Below are 17,358 nucleotides of genomic sequence, written 5' to 3'. Positions count from 1 at the left end.
AAACGACACTTTAAGAGAATTAATTTCCATTTTTAATCGTGCCTTGTTCAAGGTAGAGAACAATGAATCAACTACCAAATCAACTAGCAAATCAACTACCAAATTAACAATCGTTGCAAGCGATGTATTCAGGTGTATGTACACCTTGCCACCTATTGATTGACGCTTTATCTTGGTATCTTATTAATCGCGTTAATCATTCACTGATAGCCCTATTTGGCTGCAATTAGAGTACCTTGTTTAGATTAAGAGGCTTTGCAGAACACATAGTGATTTTCCACAATGATTTTATGCTGCTGAACAGGGTATTGTCCATTTAATCTACCGATCAGCATATCTCTAACAGGTAATTCGACTCAGTAAAACCAAGCTCAAGGTAGATCTCACTCGGATTTGCAGAGCTTAAACTAGCGAGTAAAGTGTTTACTGATTATCGAAGTCCTATGAAGAAGTTACCTATTCCTTACCAAACTGGCGCTAAGCTTCCTCAAAGTGCTACAGCTGATGCCAAATCAAGAAACTCGGTTCTGCCTGAGCTGAAAACAACTGATAAGAAGTAAGGCACTGGCAGTTGAAGTTGTGCCACAAGCAATTAGAGCTAAACAACTCAATCAAGGAAACGAGTTAGCGGTCAACCCTGATCGCTACTTTTTTATATTTTATTTAGCTTGAGTGCTAGAAACCAAGAAATTCAAGATTTGCTTCAGTGGCGCAATTAGACGGGGAATTATCATAAACTCAATTTGGTGACAAGGAGTGACACACCGTTTATGCCCTACTTGTTTCAGCTTATTGGTCGCTGCGTCCGCCAGTTTTATTGGATTCCCCGGTTGGGTCGGTTTGGCTTGAGTCTGTTATTGGGCTTGGGATTTGTGCTGTTTTGCGGGATCCGCGCCGTAGCATCCGACACAGTTGTGCTGCAGTACTACGACCAACGATTATCGATTCCCCGCTCTGAGCTGCAAGCCTTTGCTGATACGGCTGAACTCTCGCTTGACCTAGAAACTTTTTTGCAGCAAACCGAATCTGATCCGGCTCTGGTACGAACTTGGTTGACAACCCCCATTGCTCCACGTTTGGGTTCGGTGTTGCCTCAAGAATTTGCGCTGCTGCAAATCAACAAAGTCGTTGGTGAACCTCTGGGGCGTGAAGCGCTGACCTCCCTGAGACAAGCATTGAGGCAGGCGATTGCGGATGACGAAGCCTTCTCAGTGATGGAAGTAATCAAGGAGTATCCGCAAAGCAATGTGCGGCTAGTACTCAGCAATTTGGAACGGGTGTACACGGATGTTTCTCTGTATGTAACGCGATTGCAGCCCGTGCTGAACGTAGCTCAGAAGCTGCTGCCTGAATTGGTTTGTGAATGTAATTCGCCCCTAGCAACTCAAGCTTCTAGCCCAGCTTCCCATCCTGCCGCTGAATCCTTGGCCTATCAAAAAGCCCACACAGTATTGGAAACTCTCTTCACTACAGAGTTGATTAGTAACAACACCACACCCGCCAACTCAGCCACCTTATCTAAGGAAGCTGTTCTCATAGCTGATGCCCGCTCCACCAATGCAGACAAACGCATCGTTCTCGCCTTTGGCCCGTTTCGTCCCTCAATTCCGCTCGGTGAGTTAGCTCAATTTGCCGCAACTGGTGAGCTGTCTCGCGGCTGGCGGTTCTACTTCAATGTTGCCAATGTCGATCAAGACAGCGTTCGCAGAGCGTTATCCCAAACTATTAACCTCAATGCTGGCTTTCTCGATCGCAGCCTCAATACAGTGCTAGGCGAATTTGTCCTCTATGAAGTTGGGCAACTGGTGCAGACGCCTTCTGGAACGGCCAATATTCAAGCTCTGCGAGCGGCGCTGGTGCTTTCGACCCTAGAAGATAACCAACTGTCGCTGCTGGAGTTTCTGGAAAACTATCCGCTCCAGCAAATTCAGCTCAACGGCCTGCGGTTAGCCCGACTTGGGATAGCGGCAAACCAATTGCAAGCACGAGGCGGGTTCGATGCTGTCGTGACGGATTTAGAAGGATGGCTATTGCAAATTCAAGCCACCGCAGCCAAGCGAGTTTGTGACTGTGAGGCAATTGCAGAGGCCGCTAATCCGCTGGTGACTGCTCCCCTACCCGCGATTCCGCCCGAAACTGCGGCCCAGTTTTTACCTGCCAATTGGCAGCCTGTTGCTCCCCACCGGGAAGACCGAGGCATCAAGCACTTCCTCTGAAGGTTTTGCTGCCTCCAGTGAAGCTTCTACCGTTTTCATTTCCAAAATATCAGGTTCTAGCTCTAGGCCGCGCCGCTTCAACTGCGAAAAAATACGATAAACCTCTGTGTCTGGGGTTAGCTCTTGTCGGGAACAAGACTCATTCATATTGACTAGATTGTACTCAATATTCTCAGTATAAATGGCCGTCACAATCCGGAACATTTCGAAGAAATTGACCACCCACTGGCACTCTTCTTCCGAGTAACTAGAGTAGTAGCGAATTAAGTCAGCGATGCGAGCTTCCAAGTGGGTACGAGCATAGCGGCAAATCAGGATAATTTTCAGCAAAACAATCACCAGTGTCAGCGAATTGCCCTGCGAAAGCAAAAGCACAAATAGGGCAGATGGCTCTTGATGATTTTCAGTGGTTAGGTATTCCAAGATGCGGTTTGCGGTTCGTAAAATCAAAGCACTAGTCACCGCTTTATCGTCGTGATCCGTGTAGAGCGTACTTAATTTTTCAGAGAGTTGTGCTTTTAGAATGACAGCGAATTCGTCCTGCTCCACTGAAAAAATTAGATACTCCAGCAAGCTTTGCTTAAACGATCGATAGGTTAAATTCTTAGTCTGGTTGAGAAAAATATGGGCAATATTGGGATAGTTAAAAAATCCTCGTTTTGCAACAATTCGTTTGATTAAACGAACCACTTCATCCCCCAAGCTGGTTGGATTTTGTGGTGGTTGCTCTCTTGGTGTGGCACTTTCCGATAGAGCTGTGTACATTGCCAGCTCAAATTTAAATTGCTCCTTGAGTTTCTTAGATAGATTTCTAGCGGCTTGTCGCTGTTCCAGCGGATTTTCTAAGTTGATATATTGAGGGACTAGCAAATAGGATGTATAGCGCTGACTCCAATGAATTTTTCCTCGGTCTTCATAGCGAGCAGCAAAGAGTTTAAGCTCTTGAAAATCGGCGCTAGCGATGAAGTTTCTTAGCCACTCTCGCAGACGTTTTAGAGTTGGTGAAATGGTGTATTTGTAGAGGATTGGATCCGAAAATAATTGCACCAGTTTTTGAATTGCTTCGTGGTTGCGAGTTAAATCCCAATTGTTGATGAGAATGTAGCAGCAGCGCTTTAAAGTGTTGCGAAACTCTTGCTCCTGATTGGCAAACACGATTTCATACAAATAGGGCAGTGTGTTCGAGCCGGCGGTATCAGAGTGATGGATAAATAGATGCTTGAATTCCTTTAAGACATCATCGGGCGCCCAATTTTTAACAATCTCCAACAGAAACTCATAGATGGCTTCTTGAGCTTTAGGAACATTACGTCGAGACTGATTCAACTTTCCGAATGGTTGGAGTGGCTGATTGGCTGTCAATTTGTCTCCCAATTTATCTCCCAATTTGTCTCCCAGTTTGTCTCCGAACATAATGGCATTCACACTCATAACGCAGCAGGCAAGAAATACGGCCTGATCTCAAGTTCCGGATCGGGCCAAGGGCAAGAATGGAATCTTCTGGAAGGGAACATCACGGGAGCATCGCCTGAGCCAGAGGTCTCAGTGGATATCTGGTAGCAATTATGGACCGGATGACGGAACGATACGCAAATTCTTCAGGGTTTCAACAGTTCTGGTGAACTTGTTGGCGCTATGGTCCTAAGTGCAGGGCTAAAAGGGCTTGCATTCAGGCTTTGATGCGTACTAAGTACCTCGGCATAATTAAAAACCAGATTCAAAACCCTGCGCCGCCCGCTGCGCAGGCGGCGCAGGGTTTTGGGTTTTATGTTTAATTATGCTCACCTACTTAGTTCAATCCTGATCAATAGTGAATTACATCTAGGTCCGTTAGCCAGATTGAGCTGGGACTCTATGGCAAGAACTCAGTGGGCCAAGCAATCTATAGGCCACAGAAGCAAATCTGAAGCCGATTCTCTCTACAGACTAAGGTTGCTATCGTGAAAAACTGGGGGAAAAGGATAATGCGACATAGAGATACGCTCGCCTCTGAGCAAAATCTGAGTAAAGTAATGGATTCAGTCATACGTGCAGGGGAACTCATCATGCCTAATGCGGGTATGAACTCAAAGTACTCTAACTCTAACTTTTATGTCACTTTTAATACCTAAAGTTTACAGTCTCTTAATTCCTGCATCATCGTTTAAAGTCGCTCAACTTGATGATTTAACTAGACCTTACGGGGACCAGTTTTGCTGGCAACGACCAAGACAACTGTGCTGCTCAGCCTTACATGGAGGCATTCTAACTGCTTCTAACTCAGTCCAATGTTTACTATCAGGCTCCGTCAAACGATCCATCAGAGCATCATGAAAGACGGGCTTCTAACTCTAGTAGGTGTAAAATCTAACTTCCGTATTGCCGCAGAGTAAACACTCAAGTTTTCGTATCAATTATTACGTTAATCTTTCAAATCTGTCTGCTGAAGTTGGCTGCAGCCAAGCGACTGCATAGGTGTTCTAAGGCATCGCGGGCAGTCATGGCCGAGGCATCCAGCTCGCGAACTCGCGCCATCAGAAAAGCGGTACGGGCTTCATTCAATAGATTTGAGGTGTCATTCGAGGCCGAGCCATCGACTCCTAAACCTACGGGAACGTGATGATTCAGCATTTTTCGAATCGGAGCCATACCGCTTGCCAGACGCATATTACTACACGGACAATGGGCCACCCCAGTTCCGGTCTTGCCAAATTGCTGGATCGCCCGATCATCCAACTGAACACAGTGCGCATGCCAAACATCCGCCCCTACCCAACCGACAGATTCAGCATAGTCCCCCGGCGTCATGCCAAAGGTCGCCAAGCTGTACTCGATATCGGACTTGTTTTCTGCTAGGTGGGTGTGCAGGCGAATACCGGGATACGCTCTTGCCAGCGCTGCCGATTCCCGCATCAGATCCGGAGACACGGAAAAGGGAGAACAGGGTGCTAGGGTAATTCGCAGCATCGCATGCCGAGTGTTGTCATGATATTGCTCAATCAGGCGCTGGCTGTCCTTCAAAATCGCTGCTTCTTGCTCAACTACAGAATCAGGCGGTAATCCCCCTTGGCTTTGCCCAACACTCATGCTGCCCCGACTAGCATGAAAGCGCAGCCCAATTTCCTGGATGGCTTGAATTTCGTCATCTAATCTACTGCCGTTTGGATAGACATAGAGATGGTCGCTAGCCGTTGTACAGCCTGATAATATCAACTCGGCGGCAGCCATTTGCGCACTGACATACACGGCCCTTGGCGTGAGCTTGGCCCAGATAGGATAAAGGGTTTGCAACCAGTTAAACAAATCACAGTTCTGAGCGGCTGGAACTGCACGGGTCAGGGTTTGGTAAAAATGATGATGCGTATTGACAAGACCGGGAAGTACAACGAAACGATCCTGTAGATCCAAAACTTCATCAGCAGTTTGAGGCAACGCCAACGTTGTTCCCACTTGCTCGATCCTGTTGTCTCGGACTAGCAATGCTCCATTCCGAATTTCCCGGCGAGTTGCATCCATTGTGACCAAGGTATGGATATTTTTAACAAGCAAGGTAGACATAGAGTTCAACAATAAAGATTGTGCTTGATGTACAACAACGACGAATGGATTAATGTATTAAAACTGACAAAGTTACTACAGAAGCATGCTACAGAAGCTGTCTCTGCATCTATCTAGCTTTCAGCCCCAATTTGGAGTTTGTGATTGGTCTTGTGTCGCTGTGCGTCGCACAACCTGCGGGCAGTCCAGATATCCGCACCCCATTAATTAATTACCAATGGGCAAGAGATTGGGACAAGCAATCGGGGCAATTACAAGAAAAGAACAGATTTATTCTTGCCAATTAGTCCAGTCAATAATAGAATTTCTTCTATGGTGCCCTGTTGACTTATAGTTTTGAATCTATAAATTCAATAGATTCAGTCGCCGGTTAGCCTGCTAAAGAGCTGATGTCCCCGTTTGGATGTCCCAGTTTAACAGGACAAGTGACTGGCGAATTTAACTGTGCTGATTTTGCCTAGCTATCTACATCACCTGTGTTTTTCTATTTAGCAGCAGACTATGATCTCTCCCTGGGAAAAACTGAGTAAGAAAGTTAGCAAAGCGGGTCAAGACGAGAATTTTCTTGGCGTTGCCCATTGGGTAGAAAACATTGCCGCCAAGGTTTTGGCTGTTGCTTTGAGTTTAGTGATTCTGATCTCGCTCACGGACTTGGTGATTCTGCTGGTTCGGGATCTAATGGCGGATCCAGTTGGTTTTTTTGATAAAACGCTGATTGATATTTTCGGTCTGTTTTTAAATATTCTGATTGCGCTGGAGCTGTTAGAAAATATCACCGCTTATTTAAAAAAGCATGTTGTTCAGGTTGAATTGGTGATTGTGACTTCGCTGATTGCGATTGCTCGTAAAATCATTATTTTTGACTTCAGTAAATACAATAATCTAGACCTGCTCGCCCTAGGAGGCGCAATTTTGGCCCTCTCGGTAAGCTATTTGCTAATTAAACGCACGAATAGAAATATGAAGAATGAACGACAGTAGAGCCGATCCAATTGCTCTAACTGAACCATTGGTTATCGGCCATCGGTTATCGGCCAACTGCTTCGCAGAAGCTGCGATTATGGGTCATTGGATGGTTCCATAAAGTCCCACAAAATCTCATCAGGCTCATCATCCACCTCATCCTCAGGCAAGGGGCCGGGCAAGGGAACCGCAACGGCAAGACTGAGATTGGCGAGATTGTCATTGGTAGTGTAGTGGGTGGCGATGCGTCGCTCTAGCTGCTGCACTTGCTGGGTTAGCTGCTGCATCTGCTGTTCAACCGTAGCAAGGCGAGTCGGCCAATCCACATCCAGAACGTTGGATGGATTAGATGAATTGTCTAGGTAGGGAGTTTCCAGCAGTAGGGGTTGGGTTTTAAGCACAGCAGCCAAGCTATCGACACTGCTACAGGTAGCCCTGCTGTACCGGCAACAAATGGTACCACCACCCCAACTACAGCTACCACTGCCGCTTGTGGACCAACGCGAATCAACTCTTTTAAATCCGACTCTAGGCCAATCTCAAACAGCAGGATGATGACGCCAATTTCTGACAACACCGAGATGACTTCCCCGATCGATTCCGCTACTTTAGGAACCGCTTCTGGAGCTAAACCCGCGGTTGATTCCAGAAATTTAATTACAAATGCATCTGTACCGTGACTTGCGCCTTCTGGAAAAACTAGCAGGTTGAGGGCCGAAACACCGACCACTACGCCCCCAATCAACTCACCCAAAACAGGCGGTAGATTAACGCGAGCGCAAAGTTCTCCGACTAGCTTGGAGGCTAGATAAATAATGACCAAGCTGAGTAGTCCCCCCGCTAACACAAGTGGGCCAAGCTGCGCGTTTGTCACTTCTGCGGCTTCTGCGACTTGTGCCAGTAGAGAGGTCGGGAGTAAGGGCGAAAGCAGTGATGGAATCGATAGAAAGAAAGCCATGCCAGTGCTCACATTGACCATGTATACAGCGAAACTCATTCAGTCTACTGTACATGGTTCTTAACAAGATGAGGAGTAGCTTGGTAATCAATTCCGCAGATTTTGGTTGCTCAAAGCAAGAGCCTCAGCAACAACTGTTAGCCAAAGATCTAGGAAAAGACTCGGTGCTGGAGGCTTGGCATCTGACGGCGCACCTGCTCTAGTCGGGACGGCTCAATTGACGCAATGGCTACGCCAGGTTTGTCGCCCGCATCGGCCAGAATGATGCCCCAAGGATCAACAATCATGGCATGGCCGTGGGACTGCCGCAGAGAATTGTGGCGTCCAGTTTGGGCTGGGGCAATTACGTAGCAGGTGTTTTCGATAGCTCTAGCCTGGAGCAACACTTGCCAATGGTCTTTGCCAGTGTAGGCTGTGAAGGCAGCGGGCACAAACAGCACATGGGCACCCATTTGCGATAGATAACGGTAAAGCTCAGGAAAGCGCACGTCATAGCAGACTGATAGACCAAGATGGCCCAATTCCTTGGAGGGGTGAACAGGCGGCAAATTTGTACCGGCCAGAACAGTTTGGGACTCTTGATAGGTGTTGCCATCGGGTAAGTTGACATCAAACAAATGTACCTTCTCATAGCGGGCTAACTCTTCGCCATTGGCTCCCACTAGCAGAGCGGTGTTATGGACTTTACCTGCTGCAGTCGGAACCGGAAAACCACCGCCAAGGAGAGTGATCTGATAGCGTTGAGCCATCGTTTTGAGAAACTTTTCACTACTTTGAGCAATAGTTGCTGCTTCAGCGATTTTGGCTGCTTCATCACCCAAGAAGGAAAAATTTTCTGGTAGGCAAACGAGTTCAGCACCTTGCCGCACCGCCAGATCGATCAGGTCTTCAGCCTGGGCCAGATTTTCATGCAGATCCGGCAGGCTATTCATTTGAACTGCAGCAGCGAGATAAGACTTCATAATATTTACAATGAAAGGAGCAACCAACAAACTCAGGCATTGGGTAGGAAGCGTCTACGGCTCAAAGTCTGTTTGTATATCAAGTCTATAGATTTAGAGACCCTTAAGGAACACTTATAGTTAAGCCAATTGCTAAACCAAGCCATAACCTACCAAAACGTAAGGAAGCCGGAATGTAACTAAACCGAAACTGAACTAAACAGCTGAGAAATCGAAAGTTGAAGTACAGCAACAGTCAGAGTACAGCAACAACCGAAATGCAAAGGAGGCATAACACGCCTATGCCTCCCTACCAGACTTACAGCTACTGAAACTCAGTAAGTCAATCAATCGCGCTGATTAACGAAATCTACGCTTCCGTCTTGCCATAATTGCTTTGCGCTTCCGCTTTTCAAGCGGTGTTTCAAAGTGGCGATGGCTCTTTACATCGGCCAAGATACCTGCTTTAGAAACCTGGCGCTTAAATCGCCGCAGTGCTGATTCTATTCCTTCATTTTCTCCTAAGACCACTTGGGTCATGCTTTTCTCTCCTTTTTTGATGGACTAGAGAACGGGTTTACAAGATAGGCAATTGTAGACATTTTAAAAATTTTAAGCTCTCAATAGCAACGTAAAATCATCATCAAGAAATCCTTGAAGGACTGATGCAGGTAGCCTTCAAACTAACCAGTCACAAACTAACCAGTCACCCTACTGAGCCACAAATCTGACCGGACGCTGCATGGCGCAGCCTGTGCCAATGTCTGCGATTTGCCTGTCGTAGGTAAATGGCGATTCAATTGCCTCTGGGTAAAAACCCAAATCCTACAATAACTCAGTCTCTTGGCTAGACTCAAGCCTTGGTTCGCTTGGATTCGTTAATAAAAACTATGAGGAAATCTCACGATGGCAGTATGATGACTGCTATTCGTTTTGCATCTCGGGATTTGGCATCTCGGTTCGCGTCGAATTGTTTAGCATTGCATCCGTCATCGCATCCATCATGGTTTCTCAACCTCGCGGAATTTTGCCGCTCCTTCTTGTTCATTACCGGGATAACCGCCGACTGACGTCAGGCCGTCCGGTGCGTATGCCATATAACCAGCCTTCGCAAGGCGTCGGGCGACGTCTTCGATATAGGGATTCAGTCCGCGATTTTCGTGGATAACAAGAACCGCAGCAAACTTCTCTCCCTTCGCCGGCCGAGCATAGTAGCCTCTTATCGACCCATTGCCTTTAGGCGATTCAACCGTTTCATAACTGGTTTTGATCTCTTCATCATCAGGGCTAACAGTTTGGGCCCAAGCATAATTTGGCGTCAGACTTTCGAGCAATGCGGCAACCGTTAGGCCCCCAACGGCATATTTCGCGAGTCCGTCAAGGAATGAGCGACGATCGATCTCGCCATGCTGCCACTCGTGGAAGAGGTCCAATAATTCTTGCGGATATTGATCTGCGGTCTTACGTTCCATTTATTTACTCCAGGTTGAATATGTGTTTATGAAGGATAAACGACAAATGCGGTGAACGACAAGTATTTTGATCAACATGTCCAGCCGTTGACTTGCAAACTTCAGTAGAATAGAATCGCTTGACTCTTGGGCGATCACATCGTCTTCGAATTAAACATATGAAACTTATTCTTCCGTTCGCATTATTGTTTGCCGTATGGAGTGCATGTAACCTTGGTGAGGACCGACGCCAAACCTCGGCTCCCAGCAATTCAACCTCCGCTCCCGGCAATTCAACCTCGGCTCCCGCAGCCAAAGCAACACCCGATCGCGAGGAAGTAAAACGTGAACTGATACGCATCGCGAACTCGGTCGCACAGGCGGCGAAGGATGGTGATGTAACCTTCTTGGCGAAGATCACCACTGACGATTTTCAGTTAACCGACATCGACGGAAAGATCCAGAACAAGAATAAAGCCCTCGCAGACGTCAAAGAGGAACGGCTAATCAGATCTTTCGAGATATCGGATGAAAAATTGGTAAGTCTCGATGATTCGACGGCTGTCTTGAGCTATACCCTAAAAGTAACGGCTAAGAACGGCCGTTCGGCAAAGGCGGCAACAACGGATACGTTCGTGAAGCAAGGTGGTGAATGGCTGTTGAAAAGTGAACAGCAGACCTTACTTAAGTAATGGCTGATTCAGCTGCCTGAAGCTGATCGTTGGGCCGACCATGTGTCCTCAGTACTGCCGATCAGGACCGTGCCGCTCATCTTGTTAGCTTCAACCTTGCCAGTGAAGAACAGCGTAAGGTCGTTGCCGCCGTAGCTGATCGTGTAACTGAAATCTATCTTGTCGCCTTTGATCGAACCCGCCAATGGCACATCGCCGTTCGGTCGTTTTACCGTACCTGTAAGCTTTTCGCCATCTACTACTAACATGAATCTGAGCGGCCGAGCTCCGCCAGGGGTGTTGTAGGTCCCTTCCCATTCGCCAGCGACAGAAGATGTTTGCCCAAAATTACTGCCAACAATGAAGAGTACAATTCCAAAAACAACGAAAGACCTAGGGAAAACCCTTTTCATAATTGACTCCTTGTAATGATTCTACCTGACTTCTGTCTCCGATGCGATACCGCCAGCTGAAAAATGATCATTAGCTAAATGCATAAGAAAGAATAGAGAGAACGAGATCGTAATGCCATTACCAGTCGTCCGTGTGAAATGTGCCCTCCATATCGATTCGCTGATAGGTGTGTGCCCCGAAATGATCGCGCTGTGCCTGGATCAGATTTGCCGGCAGTCTTTCTGATGTCAGTGCTTGAAGATAGCTGAGAGACGCGGCGGTGGCCATACAAGGCACATTCAAAGAGATGGCTTTTTGGACGAATACTTTCAAATGATCGTTTTTATACCGAATAATATCTCGGAACTGAGGTGTATAAACCAGGCTTTCGTGCTGCGCCCCCTCGAGCAATGCCGACCGAATTTCTTCCAGCATCGCGGCACGAATGATACAGCCACCTCGCCAGATATTAGCGATCAGCGGAAGGTCAAGTTCAAGATCAAACTCCTCCGCGGCAGCAGCCAGCATAGAAAAGCCTTGGGCATAAGACAAAACAAAACCGAGGTGCAGAGCATCATGAACCATCTGAGTATCACCTGCGGCAACTGAAGGAGACGATGCTTGGGAAAGTCGCCCTCCATAGATCAGAGCCGCCTTCAGGCGTTCCTGCTTGCGAGCAGAGATCTGCCGCATCGTAACTGCAGAATCGATCGTCGGGACCGGAACACCTAGATCCATCGCCGTCTGTGACGTCCACTTTCCGGTACCCTTTTGGCCGGCCGTATCCAATATAAGATCTACAAGCGGAAGTCCGGTCTTTTCGTCCAGTTTTTTCAATACGGTCGAGGTGATCTCAATAAGATACGAATTCAGTTCTCCTTGATTCCACTTACCGAAAATATCGGCGATCTCGATTGTTCCTAAATTGAGACCTCGTTTGATGAGATCATAGGCTTCTGCGATGGATTGCATCATCGCATACCGCTATGCCGTCAACGACAACATTGATGTTACTCCCGGTTTCATCTGGATCACCGCACCTAACCACAACGATGATAACAACGATGAATTTATGGGTGTACTACGAACCACTTTCCGGTTCTAGACTTTCCGGTTCTAGACTTTCCGGTTCTAGACTTTCCGGTTCTAGATAGGTCAACTACGCAACGGTTGAATTTGATTGTTGATTGATGAGTTGAACTTGATGAATTGAACTTGACTGAAGGGGCATACAGCCCCTTTTTTCTGAGCTGTTACTGGAAACCAATCTACTGGGAACCAATTTACTGGAAACCAAATCGCATCACCGCACCTAGATATTCGTTGTAGCTGATCCGCTTCTTGCCAGCCTGATCCACCTGAACTAACTGATCTAGCCATTCCCTCGTAATCGGAAATTTAAATTCTTCGGCAATTTGGAGCGCTTCTTCTACTGAAAGCAGGCCGTTATGATTGGCATCAAATTCTCTGAACCGCTTTAGGAGGGAATAGTTTGGCTCAGCAGCAATCAGGAATTCTTCAAATTCAATGTATCCGTCCTGATTTTTATCAGTATATTGAAAACGCTTCAATAGTTTCTCTCGTTCCATCGCCAGGAAATATTCGAGGTATTCCTCTAGCGCAATCTTACCGTCATGATTACTGTCTAATTCAACAAAGGAACGCTTGATTTTCTCTAGCTTTTCTGACGGAACTAACGCTTCTATTTCAGCGGCAACTGGGAATTTAGAATCTTCGCTCATGTGGCTCATTCAGATATGCGAACAGATGACCCTAGTATGATACTGCCTCTCCATCGATAGGACTGTGCGCTGGACAGCATCTGCCGATCGATCCCAAACCGTGCCTACTCAAACCCTGCATAGTAGCGGTGGGTCAAGAACTATAGCTAATTAAGTCGAGAGCAGCTAGTTTTACAGCTTGCATCCCAAGATTCCAAAGTCTTGCGAAAAGCCCCTCTCGGCTTGTGAAGCACTGAATAGTAGCCTTACCCCCACACCACAGAGCAGAGACAATGCACAGCATCCCAGGAACCACCATTTCGCTCCGCCAAACCACCCGTGCCTTCTCCCGATTCACCGCTCTGTCTGGCCTCTTCGTCCTGCTGGGCACAGTCTGGTATGCGCCTCGAGGACTCGCTCAACCGCAGCCAACCCCTGCAGAGGCAACGGCAGTCAGCGAGACCTGTCTGGATCTGGTCTACCAAAACGCGGCCCAACAGGCCATTGTTACCTGTCAGCAGGCTATTGAACTGAACGGGAGGATTGGCAATCAGCGTTTAGAAGCCTACAGCCTGGGGAACTTGGGAACCGTTTACCTGCAACAGCAAAACTATCCGCAGGCGTTGACGCTCTATACTCAGGCGCTAGAACTGGCTCAAACTATTTCGGATCCCGCATTGACGATCAAAGCCCTAGTGGCAGTAGGAACCACCTATTCCCATCTAGGAGAATTCCAGCAAGCCTTGGGGTTCTATCAACAGGCGCAGACCCTGGCAGCAGCGAGTGGCGACGGTCAGGCTGCTGCAGTTGCTTTTTACAATTTGGGATTAACCCATGAAGCGCTGGCCCAATACCCTTCAGCGATTGAAGCTTACCAAAACGCTATCCTCATTGCTCAGGAGATCGGCGATCCGATTCTAGAAGGCTATGCTGCTACCAAGCTGAAGCTCGCCTCTGAAACTTTGAGCTTGGAAACCCGACTCCAGTAGTTGAAAAATCTAGTTTCTAGATAAGCAAGATTTACTCTCACATTCCAGACGCAATTTGCAGAAGTGCTTTTTTTGAAGCGATTAGCTGTTTCTGCTATGGTGAACTCAAGAGTCAAACGATTCTTGTCCTAAAGCCCAAGGTAGATCAGTTGCATGGAACGTCAGCGGATTGAACAAATGCAGATGCGCCTCCGCTCTGAAGCTCTGAATCAGCGTAAGGAAGCTCTGGATGAGTTGGCCGAGTTTCCTCCAGAGGTGGCCGTGCCCATTCTAGAGAAGCTGGCTAGCGAAAGAGATTTTGCGCTGCGGCGTTTGGCAGCAATGGGATTGGGCAACCATCGGACAGATGCCGCTTTCCATGCGCTACAGCAGATGGTGAGTCAGGATCAGGACGCGAATGTGCTGGCCGAAGCCGCCAATTCCATGTTTGAGTTTGGCGAGGCGGCGATTCCGCCGCTCCAGCAGTTGTTTGAACGCTCGGATCACTGGTTGGTGCGGCAGACAATCATCTCTCTGCTGATCGGCACACCTTACAACGAGGTGCTGCTAGCAATGGTTCGCCAGGCACTTGAAGACAACACCGAAACAGTCAGGGAAACCGGCATTTTGGCCCTCAATCAAATCTTAAAATCTCCGTTGCAGCCGCAGGCGCTGATCTTGTTGAGCGAATTGGCTCAGAATGCAGATTGGCGGACTCGTTGGCGAACTGCAACCGCACTGCACGGCTGTCAAGATCCACAAGCCAAGCAACTACTCGCCCAGGCCTTCCTGACGGCCGGGCAGATCAGGCAGGTCGCGTCCACGCGGAGCTCCTGTTCCGACAAATACCGCATCATAATCCTGCTCCAAGACCGCTTTCATCGATGAGACGTAATGCTTGAAATGCGTATGGATCCCGAGCCGCAGAATGTAATCAACCTCTTCCTCAAGCACAGATTCCGGCAAGCGGAAAGCCGGTATCTGCGACCGCATAAAACCGCCGCCTTTTATCTGCTCGTCGAATAAATGTATCTCGTATCCAAGCGGTGCAAGATCACGAGCGACGGTCAATGAAGCTGGTCCGGCTCCGATCAATGCGATCTTTTTCCCGTTTGGAGTGAACGGACCTTGCGGCATATACGGTATCACGTCGTCCCGATTATCCGCAGCAACCCGCTTTAGCCGGCAGATCGCTACGGGCTCTTCGTCAACGCGGCCACGACGACAAGCGGGCTCACACGGGCGGTCGCACGTGCGCCCGAGAATGCCGGGAAAGACGTTCGAATCCCAGTTGATCATATATGCCTCGGTGTATCGTCCCGCGGCGATCAATCGGATATACTCCGGCACCGGCGTGTGAGCAGGGCACGCCCATTGGCAGTCAATTACCTTATGAAAATATTCGGGATCGGCAATGTCGGTAGGCTTCAAGTGATTACCCTCTGGAGATGAAATTTGACCGTCTTACTGTAAACATTGAAATACAAACTTTGTTCTCTCAAAATAATACACTTAAGAGCGATGTAACAACGAAAAAATCATGAAAATTTATTTGTTCGCGGAATTTATCCGATCCAGTATATCTTTGTAAGCAATGGTCAAAAATTCGCTAATGATCTTACTGGCATCCGTTCTTCTCGGGACGAATATATTCGCCGTTACCTCCCAGTTCGTTACCCGCCGCGGAGACCACCTGTTCATTGGGGAAAAGCCTTACTATTTTATCGGTACGAATTATTGGTACGGCTCGCTTTTGGGGCGCGAAAAAGATCCCAAACGGGGTATCGAACGCCTTCGAAAAGAACTCGATTTTCTTAAGAAGAACGGCGTTACGAATCTCCGTTTGATGTCCGGCTCGGAAGGCTCGGGCCTATTGAATGGTGTGCCGCGCGTAGGCCCGCCGTTTCAGATCGAACAGGGAATTTTTGATGACGATGTACTGAAAGGTCTGGACATTCTGCTCGACGAAATGGCCAAGCGCGATATGCGTGCCGTCATTTTCCTGAGCAATAACTGGGAATGGAGCGGTGGATTTCAGCAATATTTGATATGGAATAAGGTCATTTCCGAAGAATGGCTCACCAAAAAGCCCGATTGGGATACTCTGCGCGATCTTGTAGCGCAGTTCTATTCCTGTAGAGAATGTAAATGTGCTTATGCCCAACAGGCCGCGCGTGTCGTCGGCAGGAGGAACTCCGTAAATGGCCTCAATTATCGTGACGACCCGACGATAATGTCCTGGCAGATCGCCAATGAGCCGCGTCCTATGCGGCCCGAGGCTAACGGAGCCTATAAAGAATGGATCGCCGAAACTGCGCGGCAGCTTAAGGACATTGCCCCGAAACAATTGGTTTCGATCGGCCACGAAGGCTGGATAGGGACACAGGACATTACGCTTTTTGAGGAGATCCACGCCGACCCTAATGTGGATTACGTAACGATCCACATTTGGCCGAAGAATTGGGGATGGTTTGAGAACGGTAAGATGGCAGAGCAATTCGGTAACACTGGAACGACGACCGAAAAGTACATTTTCGAGAATGGAGAAGTCGCGAAAAGGCTTATGAAGCCGATGGTTATTGAAGAATTCGGTCTGCCGCGGGACGGACAATCGTTCGCTGTTTCTGCAAAGACCCGGCTCCGCGATAAGTTCTTCAGACAAGTGATCGGTAATGTTCGCTCACATCAACATATCGCCGGTGCGAATTTTTGGGCCTTCGGCGGCATGGCCCGGCCAATAAGGGGACAGCTTTTCTGGAAAGCCGGCGATGAATATATGGGTGATCCGCCGATGGAGGAACAGGGGCTCTATTCGGTCTTTGACCGCGACCATTCTACTTGGACAGTCATCAGACGGGAGGCGGTGCGCATAGCCCGCTAGATCTTTCAATTGGTTATGCTCGGGTTGATAAGCAACCTTGGTCTTTGAGTTTCCCGAAGGTTCGCTCCGCAAGTCTCCGAATTGAAAGTCGGGGCGATCAGGTATAAATTCAATTGCTGATGTGGTGTTTGCTATTTCCGAACCGCCGACCTTCGACGTCGCACTATTCGCTGCTGCTTTTTGGCTTGCTTTGCCTTATGCATTCCGGCTGCTGGTCATCTACCGTGCATGAACGACGAGGCCAGGCCAATTCATCACCGACACCCGAACGAACCGTTACAGACAGCGGAAGAAATACCTCTGCAACACCCTCGCCTATGAAAACTGCGAACCTGAACGATGCGCCAAAAGCGGGTTTTGAGGCCAATCTTCCGGCAGGATTCGAACGCCCGACGCGCAAGATCCGGCACGATCTCGTGGTACCGCCCGGGAAAGCTGATCCCCTCAGGCCGTGGCCAACTGAACCACGTCCCTTCCTGAGGCTCCCACTCCGCGGGAAACCGAAACCCCTGCCCAAGTGGCGTGCCCGACAGCGTTCGCAGCCGTGTACTCATGGGCCCACAATAAGCCCGAGCCGCCCCACTCGCTCCATCCCGGCGCCCACACGCTCCCGCCTCCACCAACAATCAACCATGCCCGCCGCGATCGAACACACACT

At 48.4% G+C, this 17,358-nt stretch carries 18 protein-coding genes and 1 pseudogene; 7 read left to right on the top strand and 12 right to left on the bottom strand.

The annotated features are described in order from the left end of the window. Positions 1–770: 770 nt before the first annotated feature. Positions 771–2,216 carry an alpha/beta hydrolase gene (locus JVX88_RS19955; RefSeq protein WP_211619901.1) on the top strand — a complete coding sequence of 482 codons (1,446 nt, stop codon included), beginning with the start codon at positions 771–773 and terminating at the stop codon, positions 2,214–2,216. Here JVX88_RS19955 and JVX88_RS19950 read toward each other — a convergent pair. Together JVX88_RS19950 and JVX88_RS19945 are read right to left on the bottom strand one after the other, a co-directional pair. Beyond that, the gene (locus JVX88_RS19950; RefSeq protein WP_211619900.1) at positions 2,151–3,629 is read right to left on the bottom strand and encodes a hypothetical protein; all 1,479 of its coding nucleotides are present in this window, start codon (positions 3,627–3,629) and stop codon (positions 2,151–2,153) included. The two genes, JVX88_RS19955 and JVX88_RS19950, sit on opposite strands and share 66 nt — an antisense overlap. A 996-nt stretch (positions 3,630–4,625) precedes the next feature. Beyond that, complete coding sequence (locus JVX88_RS19945; protein WP_263975181.1) at positions 4,626–5,753, bottom strand: 8-oxoguanine deaminase; 1,128 nt, start codon at positions 5,751–5,753, stop codon at positions 4,626–4,628. Between the two features lie 501 nt (positions 5,754–6,254). Here JVX88_RS19945 and JVX88_RS19940 point away from each other — a divergent pair. After that, positions 6,255–6,734, top strand: coding sequence for a phosphate-starvation-inducible PsiE family protein (locus tag JVX88_RS19940; RefSeq protein WP_211619899.1), 480 nt, complete (start codon positions 6,255–6,257; stop codon positions 6,732–6,734). 77 nt (positions 6,735–6,811) lie between these two features. On the opposite strand, the gene JVX88_RS19935 is transcribed toward JVX88_RS19940, so the two are convergent. The 5 genes and pseudogenes from JVX88_RS19935 to JVX88_RS19915 form a co-directional block, all read right to left on the bottom strand. Continuing rightward, positions 6,812–7,117: a hypothetical protein gene (locus JVX88_RS19935; RefSeq protein ID WP_211619898.1), complete on the bottom strand. Its 306-nt coding sequence runs from the start codon at positions 7,115–7,117 to the stop codon at positions 6,812–6,814. Positions 7,118–7,146: 29 nt separating this feature from the next. Then, positions 7,147–7,674, bottom strand: a pseudogene (locus JVX88_RS19930) (cation:proton antiporter); the annotation flags it as partial. Positions 7,675–7,823: 149 nt separating this feature from the next. Beyond that, entirely contained in the window at positions 7,824–8,636 is an 813-nt protein-coding gene (locus JVX88_RS19925) for a carbon-nitrogen hydrolase family protein (RefSeq protein ID WP_211619896.1), read from the bottom strand. A 339-nt stretch (positions 8,637–8,975) separates the two neighbouring features. Further along, positions 8,976–9,155: a 30S ribosomal protein S21 gene (gene rpsU / locus JVX88_RS19920; protein ID WP_058881784.1), complete on the bottom strand. Its 180-nt coding sequence runs from the start codon at positions 9,153–9,155 to the stop codon at positions 8,976–8,978. Between the two features lie 461 nt (positions 9,156–9,616). Then, a complete protein-coding gene (locus JVX88_RS19915) occupies positions 9,617–10,087 on the bottom strand; it encodes a dienelactone hydrolase family protein (protein ID WP_211619895.1) in 471 nt (156 codons plus the stop codon). A 158-nt stretch (positions 10,088–10,245) separates the two neighbouring features. Between JVX88_RS19915 and JVX88_RS19910 the strand changes: the two genes are divergently transcribed. Beyond that, the gene (locus tag JVX88_RS19910) at positions 10,246–10,758 is read left to right on the top strand and encodes a nuclear transport factor 2 family protein (RefSeq protein WP_211619894.1); all 513 of its coding nucleotides are present in this window, start codon (positions 10,246–10,248) and stop codon (positions 10,756–10,758) included. 8 nt (positions 10,759–10,766) lie between these two features. On the opposite strand, the gene JVX88_RS19905 is transcribed toward JVX88_RS19910, so the two are convergent. After that, the gene (locus tag JVX88_RS19905) at positions 10,767–11,150 is read right to left on the bottom strand and encodes a hypothetical protein (protein WP_211619893.1); all 384 of its coding nucleotides are present in this window, start codon (positions 11,148–11,150) and stop codon (positions 10,767–10,769) included. 118 nt (positions 11,151–11,268) lie between these two features. After that, positions 11,269–12,105 (bottom strand): hypothetical protein, encoded by an 837-nt coding sequence (locus JVX88_RS19900; RefSeq protein WP_211619892.1) that lies wholly within the window; start codon positions 12,103–12,105, stop codon positions 11,269–11,271. Here JVX88_RS19900 and JVX88_RS19895 point away from each other — a divergent pair. Further along, complete coding sequence (locus tag JVX88_RS19895) at positions 12,092–12,235, top strand: carbohydrate porin (RefSeq protein ID WP_211619891.1); 144 nt, start codon at positions 12,092–12,094, stop codon at positions 12,233–12,235. The genes JVX88_RS19900 and JVX88_RS19895 overlap by 14 nt on opposite strands. A gap of 178 nt (positions 12,236–12,413) precedes the next feature. On the opposite strand, the gene JVX88_RS19890 is transcribed toward JVX88_RS19895, so the two are convergent. Then, positions 12,414–12,872 carry an EF-hand domain-containing protein gene (locus tag JVX88_RS19890; protein ID WP_211619890.1) on the bottom strand — a complete coding sequence of 153 codons (459 nt, stop codon included), beginning with the start codon at positions 12,870–12,872 and terminating at the stop codon, positions 12,414–12,416. A gap of 272 nt (positions 12,873–13,144) precedes the next feature. On the opposite strand from JVX88_RS19890, the gene JVX88_RS19885 reads away from it, so the two are divergent. Both JVX88_RS19885 and JVX88_RS19880 read left to right on the top strand, forming a co-directional pair. Further along, entirely contained in the window at positions 13,145–13,840 is a 696-nt protein-coding gene (locus JVX88_RS19885; RefSeq protein ID WP_211619889.1) for a tetratricopeptide repeat protein, read from the top strand. Positions 13,841–13,993: 153 nt separating this feature from the next. Next, positions 13,994–14,707, top strand: coding sequence for a HEAT repeat domain-containing protein (locus tag JVX88_RS19880; protein ID WP_211619888.1), 714 nt, complete (start codon positions 13,994–13,996; stop codon positions 14,705–14,707). Here JVX88_RS19880 and JVX88_RS19875 read toward each other — a convergent pair. After that, positions 14,591–15,250: an NAD(P)-binding protein gene (locus JVX88_RS19875; protein ID WP_211619887.1), complete on the bottom strand. Its 660-nt coding sequence runs from the start codon at positions 15,248–15,250 to the stop codon at positions 14,591–14,593. The genes JVX88_RS19880 and JVX88_RS19875 overlap by 117 nt on opposite strands. Before the next feature lie 163 nt (positions 15,251–15,413). On the opposite strand from JVX88_RS19875, the gene JVX88_RS19870 reads away from it, so the two are divergent. Then, positions 15,414–16,700 carry a glycoside hydrolase 5 family protein gene (locus JVX88_RS19870; RefSeq protein ID WP_211619886.1) on the top strand — a complete coding sequence of 429 codons (1,287 nt, stop codon included), beginning with the start codon at positions 15,414–15,416 and terminating at the stop codon, positions 16,698–16,700. Positions 16,701–17,144: 444 nt separating this feature from the next. On the opposite strand, the gene JVX88_RS19865 is transcribed toward JVX88_RS19870, so the two are convergent. Next, positions 17,145–17,357 carry a hypothetical protein gene (locus JVX88_RS19865; protein WP_211619885.1) on the bottom strand — a complete coding sequence of 71 codons (213 nt, stop codon included), beginning with the start codon at positions 17,355–17,357 and terminating at the stop codon, positions 17,145–17,147. Between the last annotated feature and the right edge of the window lies 1 nt (position 17,358).

It is taken from the genome of Leptolyngbya sp. 7M, assembly GCF_018128485.1.
This window is presented reverse-complemented; position numbering and strand designations above follow the sequence as displayed.